Here is an 18,066-nt window from a genome sequence, read left to right on the forward strand (position 1 = left end):
GGATGCGTTCCCGACCGCGCGTCGCGGGGCTGCTGCTGGCCGCAGGAGCAGGACGCCGCCTCGGCGGCCGCCCCAAGGCACTGCTGCGCCATCGCGGCCGCTCACTGGCCGAACACGCCGCGGCCAACCTCGCCGACGGCGGCTGCGACACCGTCCACATAGTTCTCGGCGCCTCGGCGGCCGAGATACCGACCCCCGGGGGCTGCCACCGTGTCGTCAACCCCGACTGGAGCGACGGAATGGGCTCCTCACTCCGCGCCGGTCTGGCCGCGCTGCCCGAGGACGCCGAGGCGGTCGTCGTCCTCCTCGTCGACCAGCCGGGCATCACCCCGGCCGCCGTCGCGCGGGTCATCGCCGCACACCGTGAGGGCGCCGAACTCGCCGTCGCCGCCTACGAGGGCGCCACGGGCCACCCGGTCTTGTTCACCCGCGCGCACTTCCCCGGCGTCGCCCGCCTCGCGGTCGGCGACGCCGGAGCGCGCGGCCACCTGCGCGCGCACGCCGATCGCGTCGTGCGCGTCCCATGTCACGACGTCGCCTATCCCGCCGACGTCGACACGCCCGCCGATCTCCGTCTGCTGATCGGCGGGGGCCCGGCCGCGCCAACAGGTTCCTGGTGCGGCCGGGTCTCCCTCAGCGCAGATTCCACGCCTTGACGGCGTTGACCATCGCGGTGTCGCCGGCCGTGTCGGCGACCGTCGAGCGGACCGAGACCGACTCGGCGCCCCGGCGATGCGCCAGGACCGTCCACGCCCGGTCGCCCAGACGCAGGACCGCCACGGCCGTCCAGGTCCCGCCCTCGTCGTAGGAGACCTCGAAGTCGAGGTCGGCGGTCCCGGCCGGGCGGACCACTCGAGCGCGACGATCTGCGGAACGACCGCGTGGGCCGCGCCGTCGACGATGCCGGAGGCCCCGACCCGTACGGTGATCAGGCCCACCGGTGTCCAGGCGTCCGGATCCGTGGTGGCCGTGGCGAAGGTCCACTCGCCGGTTATTGCGGCTCATGACACGTCCGTTACCAGCGGACCCACCAGCGCCACATCACCCCCACCACCGCTGTTGATCTCGGGTTGGGTTTAGCGTCGGGTGGATGCAGGAGAACGTGCTACTTGCCGCTCACGGCAGGTTCGATGACCGGTAGACGCCGATTCCCACCGGCCCCGTTCCTCAGCCACTGGAGGAATCGAGAGACACCGCTGAAGAGTTCGAGAACGCCGGGTCCCGCTCCAGCACTCGGCCAGGCCCATCATCGGCGGGCCGTCGGCTTCCCCGGCGACGGCGTGCGGCACGCCACCCCGGCGGCAACAGATGAAGGAACACCAGGTGCAGGCCCACCTCTAGGCCTACTCGATCTGGCATCGCGAAGTTCGCCCCGAGGAACCTGAGGGTCTGGGCGAACTTCGCCCGGCCGAAGCTGGCGGGCCCGGCGAACTTCGCCCCGACGAAGCTGGCATCCTCGCCGAACTCCGCCTCCTGGAACATGGCGTGCCCAGCGAACGCCGCCCCAGCGAACCCGGCCTCCTGGGCGAATTCCACCTCGCAGAACCTGGCGCTATCGGCGAACTCTGCCTCCAGGAACATGGCGAGCCCGGTAAACCTCGTCTTGCTGAAGTCAACGGTCCCGGTAAACGCCACCTCAACGAACCTGGCATACCTGCCGAACGCCGCCCCCCTGAAACTGCTTTGCCTGGCGAACGCCGCGCCACCGAAGTCAACGGACTCGGCGAATCCCGCCCCACCGAAACTGGCGTACCCGGCGAACACCGCCCCCATGAACCTGACATCCCTGGCGAACGTCACCCCGTCGAACCTGGCGGGCCTGGCGAACATCGCCCTGCTGAACACGGCCAGCCCAGCGAACGCCGCCCCAGCGAACCCGGCGAACCCGGCGAAGCGCGTCCCGGCGAAATTGGCGCGCCCAGCAAACCGCGTCCCGTCAAACCCGGCGGACTTGGAGAACGTCGCCTCCCCGAACTCGCCGGTCAGGAGGTGGCAGTGGTTGAAGTCAAGGTTATGGAGGTCGGCGCCAGCGAGGTCGATGTCCATGGCACCCCAGAACCTCTCGAAGGGCTCAGGGCTGGTGTCGTCGCGATCTGCTTCGGGGCGTGGGTCACGGAGGTGGTCGCCTATGAGGCGCTGCGCGGTGGCACGCACCTGCAGCTCCTCCGCCGGCCACACCTGGCGCGACGTCACCACACTCCCGCCTTCACCGTTGAGTTCCAGCTTGGTTGGCTGGCCACTGATTGGCGGGTCGGATGGTGGCATGCGCAGGTAGGAACACCACACGTCCATCACCGCACGCCGGCGCTTGGGGTGTTCTTGACCGAGGTCGTCCAAGGCATGAAGGGCGCCGACCCGTACGGCGGCCTTCTCGCTGCCGAGCTGGTCAACCGACTTGGAGAACAGCTCCTGCGCGCGTTTCTGGATCGCATCATGCTGCGTGGCGGCGGCAACGCGTTCAGCATGTTCGAAGCGGCGTTCGGCATCGGCGATGCGGTGGGTCTGGTCTTCGAGCTGGCGCTTGTGCTCGGCCGAGGCGACGACCTGCCGGTGGATTAGCACCGCGAGAGTAACCGCACCGCCCAAACCGACGACGATGGTGAACGTCCTCTGAGCGGCATCCATCTGCCGCGTGCGGTCAGCGCCGGCCGCCGTCCACAACAGATCGATCATCAACAACGCACCGATGACAAGCACGAGCCCGACCGGGACCGCCCACCACCACCGCCGCCACCAGCCCCGCGACACTTTCCCGACTCGGCCTTCGCCCCCTGAACCCATCCGGTGACCGTCCCCCATGGACACCAAGACCACCATCAACCGAATACCCGATAAATGTCCCTTCTGCGCCAGCCCACCCGCGGCTGCCGACCAACATCGTGGGAACCATTGCTGGCGGACGGTGCCTCAGGGGCCCCGCAGGCCAGCGGCACTACCTTGCCGCGTATGACACGTCTGTTACCAACGGGCCGCCCACGGCTGGTGAACCAGGACAGCGCGTCGCCCTTGGTCACCGAAGCGACCGTCAAAGCGGCGTCGGCCGATCCGGGCGCCAGCACCGTCTCCACGTTCCCCTCGTTGCCCGAGGAGATCACGAACAGCGTCCCCGTCTCGGCGGTGAGGGCGTTGAGCGACAGCGACATCGGGTGCCGTCGGACAGGTAGATGCCGATGCTGGCGTTGACCACGTCGGCGCCGCCCCGCGCGGCCCACTCGACACCGGCGATCACCGCGCTCACCTCGCACATGCCCGCCTTGACGCAGACCTTCCCCGACATCAGCCTCGCGCCCGGCGCCACACCCTTGAACCGGCCGTCGGAGGCGGCCCCCGACCCGGCCACGATGGACGCCACATGCGTCCCGTGCCCGAGGTCGTCGACACCACCCGGCGAGGTGCCGGTGAAGTCCTCCGCCGCCGTCACCAGCCCCGTCAGATCCGGGTGAGCCGCGTCTTAGCCGCTGTCGAGGACCGCGACCCGTGACACCCTCACCGGTGTACCCGGCCTGCCACGCCTGCGGAGCCCCGACCTGCGGCACACTCTGTTCCGCGGGCACCAGTCCACATTGGAAGGTCCGCGAGGGCGGCGGTCGGGACGCACCGAGGGCGGGACGCTCGGCACCGCGCCCCGCCCCGGCCCTCACCGGTTCACTCCGTTCCCACTCAGAGCGTCACCACCTTGGTCACCGTCCCGGTCGCCCCGGTCGAGTCGGTCACCGTCGAGGTCACCCGGTAGCTGCCCGGACCGTTGTAGAAGTGCGAGGTCAGCGAACCCGACCCGCTCGTCCCGTCACCGAAGCTCCACCGGAAACCGGTGATCTGCCCGCCGGGGCTCGACGACGCCGTCCCGTCGAACATGCAGAAGCGGAAACCCTGGTTGAAACAGGTCTGCGTGAAGCTCGCCACCGGATCGCCGGGTTCACCGCCGTCGTCACCGACCACGAGCGTGAAGCCCGCCGTCCGGGTCGCCTTCGTGCCGGTCGCGGTGATCGTCACCGAATATGCGCCCGCCGGAGTGCTCGCCGATGTCGACACGGTCAAGGCCGACGACTGCCCCGAGTCGAGCGTCGCCGGGCTGAACGCGGCCTGCGCGCCGGACGGCAGACCCGAAGCGGTCAGCTTCACCTCCTGCGCGGAACCCTTCGTGATCGTCGTCTTGACCGTCGAACTCGCCGACTGGCCCGGGTCGACGGTCGCCGAGCCGGGGTCGGCGAGCACGGAGAAGTCGTCCTCGGCGGGCGGCGGGCCGCCGATGAAGCCGGTGTAGAGGAGCTTGTTCGGGGAGCCCGAGCCGGGGTTGGTGACCTTCCCCGGCGTGGCGTTGTTCACGATCGCGTCGCGAACCTGTGCGGGGGTCGCGGTCGGGTTGCCCGCGAGGTAGAGCGCGATGGCGCCCGCGACGTGGGGTGCGGCCATGGACGTGCCGCTCATGGTGGCGCGCTGGCTGTCGCCGGCGTTGGCCGAGGACACGATGTTCGAGCCGGGCGCGAACAGGTCAAGGCAGGTGCCGAGGTTGCTGAAACCGCTGCGTGAGTCGTTCTCGGCGCTGGATCCGACCGTGACGGCCGCCGGGAGCCGGGCCGGGGAGAAGTCGCAGGCGTTGCCGCCGTTGTTTCCCGCCGCGAGGGAGTACTGGATGCCTTTGTCGATGGAGCGCTGGACGGCGTCCTCCATGACGGGGTGGCTGCCGTTGTCACCGAGGCTCATGTTCGCGACGGCGGGTTTGACGGCGTTGGCGGTTACCCAGTCGATGCCCTTGGCGATGACGTCGTTGGGAGCGCTGCCGTCGCAGCCGAGGACCCGGACGGCGACGACCTTGGCCTTCTTCGCGACGCCGTACTCGGCGCCCGCCGTGGTGCCGGCCACGTGGGTGCCGTGCCCGTGGCAGTCGGAGGCATTGGAGTCGTTGTCGATGAAGTCGTGGCCGGAGACCGCGCGGCCGCCGAAGGTCTGGTGCGTCATGCGCACGCCGGTGTCGAGGACGTAGATGGTGACGCCCTGTCCGCCGGTGGACGGATAGCCGTACTTCCGGTCGAGGGGCAGGTTCGCCTGGTCGACGCGGTCGAGGCCCCAGCTCGGCGGGTCGGCCTGGTCGTCGGCGAGCCGCACGGTGTGCACGGCCTCGACGTATGAGACGGCGGGGTCGGCGGCCATGCGGCGGGCGTCGGCGGCGTCCATCGTGGTCGAGAAGCCGCGGATGGTGGCGTGGTAGGTCAGGTCGACGGTCCCTCGATACCGCTCGGCGAGGCCCGCCGCCTTCGACTCGACGGAGGCGGCGACGCCGGGCACGGCGGAGTCCTCGAACACCGCGATGTAGCGGCCTTCGACGGCGGACGGGCCGCCGGCGTTGCGGATGTCGCCGGTCTCGGCCCGCGCCGCCGGGGCGGTCAGGAGTACGCAGGCCGCGGCGACGCCGACGGCGGCCGCCGTCCGCCACAGGTTCGTCGTTCTCATGTGCTCGGTCCTTTCGGGACCCGGCGGGGATGGCCGGTCCGGGAAGTGCGGCGCCTCTGCCGGGCGCCGTCGATGAGCCGACGCTATGAGCGCACGCCGGGCGCCGCTACTGGGGAATTCCCTCCGCGAAAGGTAGGGGAGGGGTGGGGTCAGTCCCTCGCCCGGCCGCCGGCGGCGAGCTGTCCGCGCGAGCGGACGCCCAGCTTGCGGTAGATGCGGGTCAGGGTCGCCTCGACGGTCTTGACGCTGACGAACAGTTGCGCGGCGACCTCGCCGTTGGACGCCCCGGCGGCGACCAGGTCGGCGATGCGGGCCTCGGCGGGCGTCAGGCGGGCATCGGCGGGTCAGGGTGCGGTCCCCGGTTCGAGCCGGGCGCGTTCGCGGGCGGTCGACTCCAGCCAGACCGTCGCCTCGCAGCGGCTGAAGATCTCCTCGGCCTCGATGAGCGTCGCCCGCGCCGCCGACCGCCGTCGCCGGCGCCTTTCCAGGCGGGCGAGCGACAGCAGCGCCCGGCCTTCTTCGAGCGGCAGCCCGCGCGCGGCGAAGACCTCGCGTGCCGAGGACAGCAGCGCCGCCGCGCCCTCCACGTCCCCGGTGCCGAGCCGCACGGCAGCCTCGGCGCGGTCGAGCTCGGCGAGGACGGGACGCCGGTCGAACTCGACGGCCGCCGCGCGCGACTTGTCGCAGACCTCGGCGGCACCGGCCAGGTCACCGGCGACGGCGAGCGCCTCGGCGAGTTCGGCGTGCCAGTGCAGGACGGAGGGGTCGGCGACCTCGAAGGCGGTGTGCAGGGTCTGGACCTTGCGCAGCGAGTCGACGGCGGCGGGCGCGTCGCCGAGCGCGGTCTGCACCCGGCCGAGCGCGAAGAGACTGTTGGCGGTGAACCAGATGTCGTGGTCCTCGCGGGATGACCGCAGGCCCTGGCGGGCGTAGGACTCCGCCATGTCGAGGTCGCCGCAGGCTGCTTCGACGAGGGAAGCGGCATAGAGCGCCGAGCCCGGCGAGCCCTGGCTGTCGGCGACGTGGGCGACCGCGCGGCGCGCGTAGTCGCGGGCGACCCCGCAGCGGCCTGCGCGCAGTTCCACCTCGGCGAGACTGCGCCAGACCTCGACCAGTGCCTTCATCTCGCCGAGGCGGTGTGCGACGGGCAGGAGCCGAAGCAGGTCTTCGCGGGCCTCGGTGAGCCGGTCGTCGAAGAGGGCCAGGCGCGCCCGCACGAAGCCGGGCGCCCCGTGTGGGCTGGCCGGTTCGTCCGGTGTGCACAGTGCCTCGGCGCGGGCGAGGATCTCCTCCGAACCGGGTTCGCCGCAGATGAACTGGAAGCGCGCGACGGTGGCCATGGCCTCGACCAGGAAACCGCGCCCCGCGCGGCCGTCGGCCAGTGCGACCGCCTCGCGGGCGAGGCGCGCGGCGGTGCGGGTGTCGCCGTCGCGGAGGTGCGCTCGCCAGGCGAGCCACAGCCGCACCTCGGCGAGCAGTTCGGGATGCCCGGCGGCGTGCACCTCGGCGTCGGCGAAGACCTCGTCGAGAACGTCGAAGGCCTGCCCGGCGACCTCCATGACCGACAGGCGCGCACGCACCCGGTCGGCGGGATCGGTGGCCCGGTCGAGAACCGCCTGCGCGGCGCGCTGGGTCAGCTCGGTGTCCCCGGCCAGGGCGGCCTGCCGCGCGGCGGCGCGATAGCGGCGGACGGCGTCCTCGGTCAGGGACGCGGGCGTGCGCTCGGCGGCCAGCATGGACAGTTCGGCGGCGGTGCGCCGGTCGCCGCGGTGCTGCGCGGTGTCGGCGGCCTCGTCGAGGCGTTCGGCGAGGGGCTCGGAGACCGCGTCGGTGGACAGCGCGCGGTGCCAGGTCGCCGCCACGGGGTCGGCGACGGCGGCGGCGAGCGCGCGGTGGGCGGAGGCCAGCGCCGTCTCGGCAGCGTCGAGGCGCAGGGTGTCGCCGACCAGCCCGGCGCTGAAGCGGATCCCGCCGTCGGCATCGACACCGGCGAGCCCCTCGGCGACCGCGCAGGCGAGATCCTCGTGCACTTGGCGGCGACCGCAGGCGCGCAGCAGCCGCACCGTCGGGCGCTCGGCGAGCGCGGCCAGCAGCAGGGTCTCCCGCCCGCGTCGGGAGAGACGGCCGAGTCTGCGCCGGATCGACTGGCGCGCGGCGGCGCCGATCTCGGGTGGCGCGGGGAGCGGCGCGCGCGGTGGTCCCGTCCCGATGGCGCCGGCGATGCGCAGCGCCAGCGCCGGATTCCCGCCCGCGGCGGCGTGGATGCGCCCGGCCAGGCGCGTCGCGATGCCGACACCGGTGAGCAACTCGGCCATCTCGGCCACGCTCCAGTCCGGGACCAGCAGCTCCTGGCAGGGGCTGCCGCAGATCTCGCCGACGGCACCGAGGTCGTCGGTGGCCAGCAGCACCGCGAGCCGGTCCGGTCGCAGGTTGCGGCATACGAAGCGCAGGACGTCGGCACTGCCCTCGTCGAGCCAGTGAGCGTCGTCGACGGCGACAAGGACCCGCCGGTCGGCCGACAGGGCGCTGAGCGCGTCGAGGACGGCGAGCCGCACCGAGACGCGGTCCGGCGCGAGGGCCTGCCCGGACTGGCGTAATAGGACGGAGAGGGCGGCCCGCCGCGGCTCGCCAAGTTCGGCGAGCGTCTCCGCGGGGATCGCCGCGAGCAGGTCGGTCACCGCCGCGTAAGGCTGGCGCGGGTAGGTCTCGGAGAGGTAGGCGCGCAGCGACAGGGACTCGGGCTGGTCGACGACGGCGTGGAACAGCGTGGTCTTACCGATCCCGTCGGGACCCCACAGGATGACGCGGCCGGTGCCCGACAGGCGATCCCGCAGCTCGGCGAGCACGGCGGCGCGTTCGATGAGACTGCCGTTCGTGCTCATCCGCACTCCTCGTCACCGGCGACGCGCCTTGAAAAGATACCCCGATCTTGGACTTCCCGGCTCGGTCCTTCGGCGCCTTCGACGGGTCCGTCAGAACTCTTCGGCGAGGAAGCGCCCGGTGACGCCTCCGGCGGCCGCCACCTCGTCCGGGCGCCCCTCGGCGACGATCCGGCCGCCCGCGTCACCGCCTCCCGGTCCCATGTCGATCACCCAGTCCGCCGCGGCGACCACCGGCATGTCGTGCTCGATGACGATCACGGTGTTCCCCGCCTCGACCAGTCCCCGCAACTGCGCCATCAGCAGGTCCACATCGGCCGGATGCAGGCCCGTGGTCGGTTCGTCGAGGACGTATAGCGTGCTGCCCCGCCTTCGCCGCTGGAGCTCCGAGGCGAGCTTCACCCGCTGCGCCTCACCGCCCGACAACGTCGTCGCCGGCTGGCCGAGCCGCAGATAGCCCAGGCCGACCTCGTCGAGCACCGACAGCGCCCGCGCCGCGCCCGGCACGTCGGCGAACACCTCCCGCGCCCGCTCCACCGTCATCTCCAGCACGTCGGCGATCGAGTTGCCGCGGACCTCGACCTCCAGCGTCTCGGGATTGTAGCGCCGCCCCCGGCAGACCGGGCAGGGCGCGGCCGCGCCCGGCAGGAACAGCATCTCGATGTGGATCTCGCCCTCGCCCTGGCAGTGCTCGCAGCGCCCGCCCGGCACGTTGAAGGAGAAGCGCCCGGCGTCGAAGCCGCGCTCGCGGGCGGCGTCGGTGGCGGCGAACATCTTGCGGATCGTGTCGAACAGGCCCGTGTAGGTGGCCAGGTTCGAGCGGGAACTGCGGCCGATGGGCCGCTGGTCGACGAGCACGAGCCGGTCGATGGCGTCGAGGCCCGAGGCGGACACCCCCGCCGCCGGGTCGTCCTCGACGAGCGCGCCCTCCGGCGACTCCTCACCCTGCTGGGGCGGTTCACCGCCCAGGTTCGCGGCGACCACCGCCGTGAGGACCTGGCTGACCAGGGTGGACTTCCCCGACCCGGACACCCCCGTCACCGCGGTGAGCGTGCCGAGTGGGAAGCGCGCCGAGAGCCCGCGGAGATTGTGGCGGGTGACGTCGTTCAGTTCCAGCCAGCCGGAAGGCGCGCGGGGTTGCGGGCGAGTGGGCCGCGCGTCGCCGAACAGGTACCGCGCCGTCGCCGAATCGGCGACCTCCGCGAGCCCGTCGACCGCGCCGGAGTAGAGGACGAGCCCGCCGCGCTCACCGGCGCCCGGACCGACGTCGACGATCCAGTCGGCGCGGCGCATCACGTCGAGGTTGTGCTCGACGACCAGCAGTGAGTTCCCGGCCTCACGCAGGCGTCGCAGCGCCGCCAGCAGCGCCTCGGTGTCGGCCGGGTGGAGGCCCGCCGAAGGCTCGTCGAGGACGTAGACGACCCCGAAGAGTCCCGAGCGCAGCTGCGTCGCCAGCCGCAGCCGCTGCAACTCGCCGGGGGAGAGTGTCGACGTCGACCGCGACATCGCCAGGTAGCCCAGGCCGAGGTCGGTCATCGTCGCGACACGCTCGACGAGGTTGGCGATCAGCGCGCGGGCCGCCTCCGCCTCGGCGCCGCCGGCGCGTTCGGGCGACGTCTTCGACAGCAGCTCGGCGAGGTCGGTCAGGGGCAGTCCGGCCAGCTCGCCGATGTCGCGGCCGGCGAAGCGCACCGCGAGTGCCTCCGGCCGCAGGCGTTTCCCGCCGCAGACGGGACAGGGACGCGAACTGAGGAAACGCGCCGCCCGTGCGCGCATGGACGCGCTGCGGGTCGTGGCGTAGGTGTGCAGCACGTAGCGGCGGGCGCTGCTGTAGGTGCCCTGGTAGGGCCGGGTGATCCGGGAGGCGTCGCGGACGGGATGGACGGTGACGACGGGTTGCTCTTCGGTCATCAGGATCCACTCCCGGCGCTCCGCCGGCAGCTCCCGCCACGGCCGGTCGACGTCGACGCCGAGCTCGCCGAGGATGTCGCGGTAGTTCTTGCCCTGCCACGCGCCCGGCCACGCGGCGATCGCGCCCTCGCGGATGCTCAGCGAGGGGTCGGGGACCATCCGTTCGGGGTCGACGTCGTGGACGGTGCCGATGCCGTGGCAGTGCGGGCAGGCACCGATCTGGGTGTTGGGGGAGAAGGAGTCGGAGTCGAGCCGCTCCGCGCCCGGCGGGTAGTCGCCGGCACGCGAGTAGAGCATCCGCAGCACGTTCGACAGGTGCGTCACCGTGCCCACCGACGAGCGGGCGCCGCCGCCCCCACGCGACTGCTGGAGCGCCACCGCGGGCGGCAGGCCGGTGATCTCACCGACCTTCGGCGCGCCGACCTGTTCGATCAGCCGCCGGGCGTAGGGGCTGACCGACTCCAGGTAGCGCCGCTGCGCCTCGGCGTAGATCGTGCCGAAGGCCAGCGAGGACTTGCCCGAGCCCGACACGCCCGTGAACACCACGACCCGGTCGCGCGGGGCGGCGAGGTCGACGTGCCGCAGGTTGTGCTCGCGCGCGTCGCGGACGCGGATGAACGGGTCCGGGTCGGGCGTGCCGGAGTCCGTGGTGATCATGGGTCGACGGTATCGCCCGCGCGACCGGAGGGAAGGCGAACCGCCTTCGACTCGGCGGGCCACGTTGGGCGAGCGTCGCCTCAACAGCGGGAGCGGGAGCGGGTCGCCGCCGCAGCCTCCCCGTCGCCGCACCACCCTGCCGGACGCGCCTCGCCGCAGGGGTCCTCGCTCTCGCATCACCCCGCTGGGCGCCGTCCCACCTCGCAGCGCCCTACTGTCACGCCGCTGATCCGCTGATCCGCTGATCCGCTGCTCCGTCCACGGAGGGACGGCCCGCCGCATTGCGACGGGCCGTCCCAAACGGGCCGTTCCCCGCCGGCCCACTACGCCAAGCGGTTCCAGCCGGCCGGAGCCGCGCCAAGCCGCTCCGGCCGGCCTCCCCGCCGGTCCAACCGACGGCCAACCCTGCGACATCTCACCGCCGCCCAGCGCCCAGTCCCTCAAGCGCCGGCCACAGCGCGGTTCCCGGCGAGCGCCGCACCTACCCCTAGAACACCCACGCCTCGATCGGCGCCGAGAAGAAGTACACCGTGAACAGTGCCGACACGATCCACAGCAGCCAGTGCACCTGCCGCGCCTTCCCCGCCACCAGCTTCAGCACCACGAAGGACACGAAGCCCGCGCCGATGCCGTTGGTGATCGAGTACGTGAACGGCATGACCGCGATCGTCAGGAAGGCCGGGATGGCCACCGTCAGGTCGGACCAGTCGATGTGCCGTACCTGCGTCAGCAGCAGGAAGCCGACCACGACCAACGCCGGCGCGGCGGCCTGCATCGGAACGATCGTCAGCACGGGGGTGAAGAACAGCGCCACGGCGAACAGCACACCCGTGACGACGCTGGCCAGCCCCGTCCTCGCGCCCTCGCCGACACCGGCGGCGGACTCGATGTACGAGGTCGCCGACGAGGACGAACTGGCGCCACCGGCGGCGGAGGCGACGGCGTCGACCATCAGCACGCGGCCGATCCGGGGAACCTGCCCGTTCTCGTCGAGCAGGCCGGCCTCGCCGGACACCGCGACGACGGTGCCCATCGTGTCGAAGAAGTCCGACAGGAGCAGTGTGAAGACCAGCAGCACCACCGTCAGCGCGGTCACCTCGCCGAAGGCGCCGGTGAGGCTGAAGTCGCCGAGCAGCCCGAAGTCGGGCGCGGCGACGGCGGAGTCGGGGAAGGCCGGCTTGGTCAGACCCCACTGCTGTCCGGGCGCGACGGCCTCGATGATGATCGCCACGATCGTCATCCCGAGGATGCTGATCAGGATCGCGCCCTTCACCTTGCGCAACATGAGCGCGAAGGTCAGCAGCACGCCGAGACAGAACACCAGGATCGGCCAGCCCGACAGCTGTCCGTCGGTGCCGAGCTGCACGGGGACGGTCGTGCCGGCGGCGTCGCCGATGCGGCTGACGAAGCCGGCGTCGACGAAGCCGATGAAGGCGAGGAACAGGCCGATGCCGACGGCGATGGCCTGCTTGAGCTGCATGGGGATGGCGTCCATGATCGCCTTGCGGATACCGCCGGCGACCAGCACGCACAGCACGATGCCGGTGATGACGACCAGGCCCATCGCGTCGGCCCACGCCATGCGCGGCGCGAGCTGGTAGGCGACCACGGCGTTGATGCCGAGGCCGGCCGCCAGCGCGACCGGGAGGCGCCCGACGATGCCCATGAGGATCGTCATGATCGCCGCGACCAGCGCCGTCGAGGTGACCAGCTGCACGGTCGACAGGTGCTGCCCGTACTTGTCCTCGGCTCCGGCCAGGATGATCGGGTTGAGCACCAGGATGTAGGCCATGGTGAAGAACGTGGCGAGGCCGCCGCGCAGTTCCCTGCTCAGACTGGAGCCGCGCGCGCTGATCTCGAAGTACCGGTCGAAGGAGTTGGTACCGGCCGCCGGGGGCGGCTGCGGTGGCTGTGGCGTGGATTCTTTGGACGTTGACGAGGGCATGACACTCCCGAGAATGCCGCGGGCGAGAGGTAGATCGACGATGATCTCCGGTCGGTCGCCAAGAGGCTAACCCGCGCGCCGTCCTCCCTGCTCACGGCCCCGATATGGTCTCGGCCAGGTCTCGGGAACCGCACGTTCGCGACCGATGCGGCCGGTCACCCTCCGAAGGCGCGGCGCAGGTGCCCGACGAGCGTGCGCAGCGCGGGACTCGCCGGCGTCTCCGACCACACCAGGGCCAGCACGCCCGGCAGGTCCACGTCGTCGATCACCCCCGTCGACAGGGAGTCGCCCGAGACCACCGTCGACTCGCTCAGCACCGCCACGCCGAGACCGCGTTCGGCCAGCGCGGCGACGGCGTCGGGCGCGCTCGCCTGAAGCGTGATCTCGGGGCGGAGCCCCTGCGCCGCGCAGGCACGGTCGAAGACCTCGCGGATTCCCGTTCCCGTCGGCAGGCACACGATCGGGTGGGCGCAGACCTCGGCGAGTGTCGGGCGTTCCCGCTTCGCCAGCGGATGGTCGGGCGGGACGGCGGCCACGAGGCGCTCACTGACGATCGGGAACGCCGCGAGCCCCGGGGGCGGTTCGCCCGCCGCGCCGATGAGCGCGAGGTCGAGCAGACCGGTGCGGACCCGTTCGGTGAGCAGATCGGAGGTGTCCTCGCTGAGGACGATCTCGACGCCGGGGTGCGCGGCGTGGAAGGACGACAGCCCGTCGAACAGGGGCGTGACCGTGCAGGCGGTGACCATTCCGACCGTGAGCCGCCCGCGCAGCAGCTGGACGACCTCGCCGACGGCCTGCCGCACCGCCTCGGCGGCGGCGAGCGCCGCGCGGGCGTGTTCGAGGGCCGCGGCGCCCGCCGGTGTGAGGCGCGCGCCCCGGCTGGAGCGGTCGATGAGGGCCGCTCCGAGCTCCCGTTCCAGCTGCCGGATCTGGGCGCTCACACCCGACTGACTGATGTGCACGCGCTCGGCCGCGCGGGTGAAGCCGGCCTCCTCCGCGACGGCGACGAAGTACTCCAGCTGCCTCAGTTCCATAAGCCCTGATTCTAACTCCCAGAAGAACCATCTGTTGGACTTCTGTTTCCGGTAGGCGCAGACTGGGAATCGAACAAACGATCTTGAGGAGGAGACACCGTGAGCGAATACGAGAAGGCCATGCGTCCCGAGGACATCACGCGCCTGTTCGTCGAGCGTTCCAACGCCGGAGACGCCGACGGGGTCGCCGCGCTCTACGAGGAGGGCGCCGTGCTCGCCTACCCGCCCGGCGGTCAGACGGTCGGCCGCGAGGCCATCCGGAAACTGTGGGCCTCGGTGCTGGAGCACGGACCGAAGTTCGAACTGGAGACGCCGCTGCCGACCCTGATCAGCGGAGAGCTCGCACTCACCTCCACACCGCCGAAGGACGGCGCCGGCGCCCGCGCCCAGGTGGTCCGCAAGCAGGCCGACGGCAGCTGGCTGCGCGTACTCGATCTGCCGGAGTTCGTCACTCCCAAGGAGTGAGGGACACCGAACTCCCGCCGCATCGCAGGGACCCGGGCGCACGCGCCCGGGTCCCTGCGTTTTCGCGCCCGCCCACCAGTGCACCTCACCACCGGTCGCCACCCGAGCACCTAGCGGTGCCCCCGCGTCCCCGCGACTCCCGACCGTGGACGCCCGCGGACCTGTGCTCCCGCCCACCCGTTCCCACCTGCGGCACCGCTTCCGGCTTCGCACGCACAAGCCGCGGTGTCGCACGTGTCGGGTATAAAAACCGCACCACGGACGCCTTGTCCGTGCCGGCGTGGCCGCCGTGGAGCGGCCCGACGCCGTCCTCACAGCGGTTGGAGGTCGATGGTCTTGGTGTCGGACAGGCCCGGTGACGAGCGGCGGAGCACGGTACGCGTGCTCCCACTCGTACAGGCCCGCAAACTGGCGAAGGTCCCCTTCGTCGAAATGGCCGACGGACGGCTGCAGGGCGTGGTGTCCAGCGGCTCGGACCCCGCCCGCGTGTACGTGTCCTCGATCGGCGCGGCCGATCACGCCCTCAGCTGCAGCACCAACAACAACCGGCCCTGCGGCGGCCTCGGCGGACGCTGGGCCTGTAACCACATCAAGGCAATGGTCACCGAGGCCGTGACCCAGTACGGCGGTGAACGCGTCGGCCGCTTCCTTCGTGTCGAGGCCGACGACACCTTCGAGATCCTCGACCAGATCAACGGGACCAGCTCCTCCACCCAGGCCGCGGTCGTCTTCGCCCGCTTCCTTCGCCACCTGAGCTACCTGGAGCTGCCGACCACCAGCGGCCCCATCCCCGAACTCCACTGGTTCCCGGCGTCCGGGGCGGTGCGCTGATGCTCGCCTCGCAACTGGCCGCCGTCCTCGCCGCCGCCCAGCCGGGCGTCACCGAGACCCTCGCCGTCGTCGACGGACTCGACGACGCCCTCGTCCACGGACTCAGCCGCCTCGGCGGCGAGCAGACCGCGGCCCTCACCGCGCTCGCCTCCGCCGTGGCGGTCACCCCCCTCGGTGACCGGGTCGGCGAGGCCATCGAGAAGATCAAGGCCGGCTCCATCGGCGACGAGCACCTCGCCGCCCTGGCCGCCGCCCGCTCGGCGCTCCTCGGAGCCGTCCACGACGAACTCCTCACCGGCCTCGACACCGCCCTCGGTCGCACCCGCGCGCCCTGGCAGGCGGGCGCCACCCCGGCCCAAGCCGCCGGCGGACCGCGTGGAGGCGCCCGATCCTGGCTCGGCGAACTGGCCATCACCGGCTGGCACGGCGTCGACCACGAACTCGTCTCCGGTGGCGCCCAGGCGATCGACGCGGTCCTGTCCGACCCGGCCTCCCGCCGTCTCGCCGTGCTCCTCGACGGCCTCGCCGCCGAACTGCGCACGGCCAGCCCGGTGGCGACCATGGAGCTCATCCCGGCCCGCCGCTGGGCGGACCTGTGGACGCGCGCGGTCCTGCTGTCCCAGTCGGCGTGGACCGGCGCGGCTACGGCCGAAGCCGTCACCGGCCGCCTCATGGTCCTCGGCGCCGACCTCCACGAGCACGCCACGGCCGTCCAGATCGAGGTGCACGGGATCCTGGAGACCCCCGACGGCGCCGTCCGCCTGGTCCGCGCCGCCGTCTCGGCGGCCAAGGTGGACACCATCGTCGGGCCCGCGGTGTGGAAGCTCTTCGCCGACCACCCGGTCCTCACCACGGCGCTCGCCGAGCGCCGCTCCATAGAGCTCACCGGCATGCCGCTTCTCGACGGCGGCGACCTCGTCTGGATTGAGGAGCACGCCGCCCCGGGCGAGCCCGCCGACCCCTTCACCACCGCCCGCGTTCGGCTGCCGGCGGCTGTCGCGCCCGCATCCCAGCCGCTCGACAGGCACCCGGCCCGCATCGCCGAACCGGTCCTCGTCGAGGGCTACACCGTCTCCGCCGCCGAGGATTCGCTGACCTTCGACCTCGGCGGCGGCACCGTGGCGATCGACCTCGACCGCCTGCCGGCCGCTGGCCCGATCACCAAGGAACTCCTCGCGGCCTCCACGGCCTGCCTCGGCCTGCTCCGCTGGGATGCAGGGGACTGGACCCTCCAGCCGCTGGCGCTCCAGGCGACGGTCAAGAAGAAGCCCGCCGAGGCGCACACGGCCGACTGGGCGCAGGGCCCGACCGACCCGAAGATCGTCAAGGCCGCGGCACGGGCCGGCGACGCCGTCGCGGTCCTGCGCGAGCGAGCGGGACGGTTGCTGCGCAAATGACCGCACCGGAGATCAATCCCGACGAGAACCGCCGCCAGATCCTCTACTGGCGCCTCCTGGCGCGCGTGTTCGGCAGCGAGGAGCAGAACTCGCTGGAGGCGTCGAGCGTCGCGATCGTCGACGACATCGGCCTCCCGCCGGCCCTGCTCGACCCGGGCGTCTCACTGGACAACCTCGTCCAGCGCTTCCCCGAACTGGCCGAGGAGTTCGACGGCCTCATCGCCGAGCAGACCCGTGGCGAGAACGATGCGGTGCGGGCCGCTTCGACCCCTGAGCCGGCGCTCGATTCCGCACCGGAACCCGAGTCCGGCCCCGAGGCGGCCGCGAACGAGCCCGCCGAGACCGAGGACCTCGACGGGTCCCTCACTCTGGCCGGACCCGGCCCCGGTGAGGTCCGGCGGGCCGCCCTGGTCTCGAAGCTGCTGCTCAACGTATTCGCCACCGGCGCCGGCGACGTCAGCGCCGGACAGCTCGCCGACTGGCAGAACGACGCCGGCTGGCTGGAACGCGCGATGGGCTGCAAGCCCGGCGACCTGCGCGGCAGGGGAGCGGGCAACGCCCCCGGCATCGGCACCGGAAACGGAGCCGGCGACGCCGAACTGGCCGCCGTGCTGGCCGGCATCGAAGGCGACCTGGTCAAGCGCATGCGCCTGCGCGAGGTGCTCGGCGATCCCGAGCTGGCCAAGCGGCTCACGCCGAGCATGTCGCTGATCGAGCAGCTGCTGAGGGACAAGGACAACCTCTCCGGCCTCGCCCTGGCCAACGCCAAGGCCCTGATCCGCCGCTACGTCGACGAGGTCGCCGAGGTTCTGCGCACCCAGGTGCAGCAGACCAGTGTCGGCACGATCGACCGCTCGGTGCCGCCGAAGCGGGTGTTCCGCAACCTCGACCTCCAGCGCACGATCTGGAAGAACCTGACCAACTGGAGCCCGGAGGACCAGCGGCTCTACGTCGACCAGCTCTTCTACAAGCAGACCGCCAAGCGGGTCACGCCCGCGCGGCTGATCGTGGTCGTCGACCAGTCCGGTTCGATGGTCGACGCGATGGTCAACTGCACCATCCTCGCCTCGATCTTCACCGGACTGCCCAAGGTGGACGTCCACCTGATCGCCTACGACACGCGCGCGCTCGACCTGACGCCGTGGGTCGCCGACCCTTTCGAGGTGCTGCTGCGCACGAAACTCGGCGGCGGAACCGACGGCACGGCCGCGATGGCGCTGACCGAACCGAAGATCGCCGACCCGCGCAACACGGTCGTGGTCTGGATCTCCGACTACTACGAGTGGCGCGAGCGGGAGCTGTTCGACAGCATGACCGCCCTGCACCGCTCGGGCGTCAAGTTCATCCCGGTCGGCGCGGTCAACGGCCGCGGCGCGCAGAGCGTCAACCCCTGGTTCCGCCAGCGCTTCAAGGACCTGGGCACCCCGGTGCTCTCCGGTCACATCAAGAAACTCGTGTTCGAGCTCAAGTACTTCCTCACCTAGGAGTAGCCACCA

Annotated in this window: 16 protein-coding genes; 6 read left to right on the forward strand and 10 right to left on the reverse strand. The window is 71.9% G+C overall.

Features of this window, described 5'->3' with window-relative positions:
• The first annotated feature begins 2 nt into the window (after positions 1-2).
• Complete coding sequence (locus tag AB0I28_RS02460; protein ID WP_357488894.1) at positions 3-656, forward strand: nucleotidyltransferase family protein; 654 nt, start codon at positions 3-5, stop codon at positions 654-656.
• Here AB0I28_RS02460 and AB0I28_RS02465 read toward each other — a convergent pair.
• Entirely contained in the window at positions 634-852 is a 219-nt protein-coding gene (locus tag AB0I28_RS02465) for a hypothetical protein (RefSeq protein ID WP_357488895.1), read from the reverse strand. The two genes, AB0I28_RS02460 and AB0I28_RS02465, sit on opposite strands and share 23 nt — an antisense overlap.
• Before the next feature lie 315 nt (positions 853-1,167).
• Positions 1,168-2,046 carry a pentapeptide repeat-containing protein gene (locus AB0I28_RS02470; RefSeq protein WP_357488896.1) on the reverse strand — a complete coding sequence of 293 codons (879 nt, stop codon included), beginning with the start codon at positions 2,044-2,046 and terminating at the stop codon, positions 1,168-1,170.
• Here AB0I28_RS02470 and AB0I28_RS02475 point away from each other — a divergent pair.
• Complete coding sequence (locus AB0I28_RS02475) at positions 1,996-2,559, forward strand: hypothetical protein (protein WP_357488897.1); 564 nt, start codon at positions 1,996-1,998, stop codon at positions 2,557-2,559. The genes AB0I28_RS02470 and AB0I28_RS02475 overlap by 51 nt on opposite strands.
• A 257-nt stretch (positions 2,560-2,816) precedes the next feature.
• On the opposite strand, the gene AB0I28_RS02480 is transcribed toward AB0I28_RS02475, so the two are convergent.
• From AB0I28_RS02480 to AB0I28_RS02515, 8 genes are all read right to left on the reverse strand, one after another.
• Positions 2,817-3,143: a S8 family serine peptidase gene (locus tag AB0I28_RS02480; protein ID WP_357488898.1), complete on the reverse strand. Its 327-nt coding sequence runs from the start codon at positions 3,141-3,143 to the stop codon at positions 2,817-2,819.
• Positions 3,092-3,421, reverse strand: a complete 330-nt coding sequence (locus AB0I28_RS02485; RefSeq protein WP_357488899.1) for a S8 family serine peptidase — start codon at positions 3,419-3,421, stop codon at positions 3,092-3,094. Before AB0I28_RS02485 ends, AB0I28_RS02480 begins: the two co-directional genes overlap by 52 nt.
• Positions 3,422-3,660: 239 nt before the next feature.
• Positions 3,661-5,451: a S8 family serine peptidase gene (locus tag AB0I28_RS02490; protein WP_357488900.1), complete on the reverse strand. Its 1,791-nt coding sequence runs from the start codon at positions 5,449-5,451 to the stop codon at positions 3,661-3,663.
• A gap of 149 nt (positions 5,452-5,600) precedes the next feature.
• Positions 5,601-5,780 carry a helix-turn-helix transcriptional regulator gene (locus AB0I28_RS02495; protein ID WP_357489283.1) on the reverse strand — a complete coding sequence of 60 codons (180 nt, stop codon included), beginning with the start codon at positions 5,778-5,780 and terminating at the stop codon, positions 5,601-5,603.
• A gap of 15 nt (positions 5,781-5,795) precedes the next feature.
• On the reverse strand, positions 5,796-8,333 hold the full coding sequence (locus AB0I28_RS02500; RefSeq protein ID WP_357488901.1) for an ATP-binding protein: 2,538 nt from the start codon (positions 8,331-8,333) through the stop codon (positions 5,796-5,798).
• Between the two features lie 90 nt (positions 8,334-8,423).
• Positions 8,424-10,898, reverse strand: coding sequence for an excinuclease ABC subunit UvrA (uvrA, locus tag AB0I28_RS02505; RefSeq protein ID WP_357488902.1), 2,475 nt, complete (start codon positions 10,896-10,898; stop codon positions 8,424-8,426).
• A gap of 487 nt (positions 10,899-11,385) precedes the next feature.
• Positions 11,386-12,843 carry an NCS2 family permease gene (locus AB0I28_RS02510; RefSeq protein ID WP_357488903.1) on the reverse strand — a complete coding sequence of 486 codons (1,458 nt, stop codon included), beginning with the start codon at positions 12,841-12,843 and terminating at the stop codon, positions 11,386-11,388.
• A 155-nt stretch (positions 12,844-12,998) separates the two neighbouring features.
• Entirely contained in the window at positions 12,999-13,877 is an 879-nt protein-coding gene (locus AB0I28_RS02515) for a LysR family transcriptional regulator (protein WP_357488904.1), read from the reverse strand.
• 120 nt (positions 13,878-13,997) lie between these two features.
• On the opposite strand from AB0I28_RS02515, the gene AB0I28_RS02520 reads away from it, so the two are divergent.
• From AB0I28_RS02520 to AB0I28_RS02535, 4 genes are all read left to right on the forward strand, one after another.
• The gene (locus AB0I28_RS02520) at positions 13,998-14,342 is read left to right on the forward strand and encodes a nuclear transport factor 2 family protein (protein ID WP_357489285.1); all 345 of its coding nucleotides are present in this window, start codon (positions 13,998-14,000) and stop codon (positions 14,340-14,342) included.
• 330 nt (positions 14,343-14,672) lie between these two features.
• On the forward strand, positions 14,673-15,173 hold the full coding sequence (locus AB0I28_RS02525; RefSeq protein ID WP_357488905.1) for a hypothetical protein: 501 nt from the start codon (positions 14,673-14,675) through the stop codon (positions 15,171-15,173).
• The gene (locus tag AB0I28_RS02530) at positions 15,173-16,570 is read left to right on the forward strand and encodes a hypothetical protein (protein WP_357488906.1); all 1,398 of its coding nucleotides are present in this window, start codon (positions 15,173-15,175) and stop codon (positions 16,568-16,570) included. Before AB0I28_RS02525 ends, AB0I28_RS02530 begins: the two co-directional genes overlap by 1 nt.
• The gene (locus AB0I28_RS02535; RefSeq protein WP_357488907.1) at positions 16,567-18,054 is read left to right on the forward strand and encodes a VWA domain-containing protein; all 1,488 of its coding nucleotides are present in this window, start codon (positions 16,567-16,569) and stop codon (positions 18,052-18,054) included. The genes AB0I28_RS02530 and AB0I28_RS02535 overlap by 4 nt, the downstream gene beginning before the upstream one ends.
• The last annotated feature ends 12 nt before the right edge of the window (positions 18,055-18,066 follow it).

This window comes from Phytomonospora sp. NPDC050363 (genome assembly GCF_040655735.1).
GTDB lineage: Bacteria > Actinomycetota > Actinomycetes > Mycobacteriales > Micromonosporaceae > Phytomonospora.

What these genes read in the sequence shown, in the direction of transcription:
- AB0I28_RS02460 (WP_357488894.1), top strand. Translation starts at nt 3, where the DNA reads ATGCGTTCCCGACCGCGCGTCGCGGGGCTGCTGCTGGCCGCAGGAGCA.
- AB0I28_RS02470 (WP_357488896.1), bottom strand. Translation starts at nt 2,046, where the DNA reads ATGGACATCGACCTCGCTGGCGCCGACCTCCATAACCTTGACTTCAAC.
- AB0I28_RS02480 (WP_357488898.1), bottom strand. Translation starts at nt 3,143, where the DNA reads ATGTCGCTGTCGCTCAACGCCCTCACCGCCGAGACGGGGACGCTGTTC.
- AB0I28_RS02490 (WP_357488900.1), bottom strand. Translation starts at nt 5,451, where the DNA reads ATGAGAACGACGAACCTGTGGCGGACGGCGGCCGCCGTCGGCGTCGCC.
- AB0I28_RS02500 (WP_357488901.1), bottom strand. Translation starts at nt 8,333, where the DNA reads ATGAGCACGAACGGCAGTCTCATCGAACGCGCCGCCGTGCTCGCCGAG.
- uvrA (WP_357488902.1), bottom strand. Translation starts at nt 10,898, where the DNA reads ATGATCACCACGGACTCCGGCACGCCCGACCCGGACCCGTTCATCCGC.
- AB0I28_RS02510 (WP_357488903.1), bottom strand. Translation starts at nt 12,843, where the DNA reads ATGCCCTCGTCAACGTCCAAAGAATCCACGCCACAGCCACCGCAGCCG.
- AB0I28_RS02515 (WP_357488904.1), bottom strand. Translation starts at nt 13,877, where the DNA reads ATGGAACTGAGGCAGCTGGAGTACTTCGTCGCCGTCGCGGAGGAGGCC.
- AB0I28_RS02520 (WP_357489285.1), top strand. Translation starts at nt 13,998, where the DNA reads ATGCGTCCCGAGGACATCACGCGCCTGTTCGTCGAGCGTTCCAACGCC.
- AB0I28_RS02525 (WP_357488905.1), top strand. Translation starts at nt 14,673, where the DNA reads ATGGTCTTGGTGTCGGACAGGCCCGGTGACGAGCGGCGGAGCACGGTA.
- AB0I28_RS02530 (WP_357488906.1), top strand. Translation starts at nt 15,173, where the DNA reads ATGCTCGCCTCGCAACTGGCCGCCGTCCTCGCCGCCGCCCAGCCGGGC.
- AB0I28_RS02535 (WP_357488907.1), top strand. Translation starts at nt 16,567, where the DNA reads ATGACCGCACCGGAGATCAATCCCGACGAGAACCGCCGCCAGATCCTC.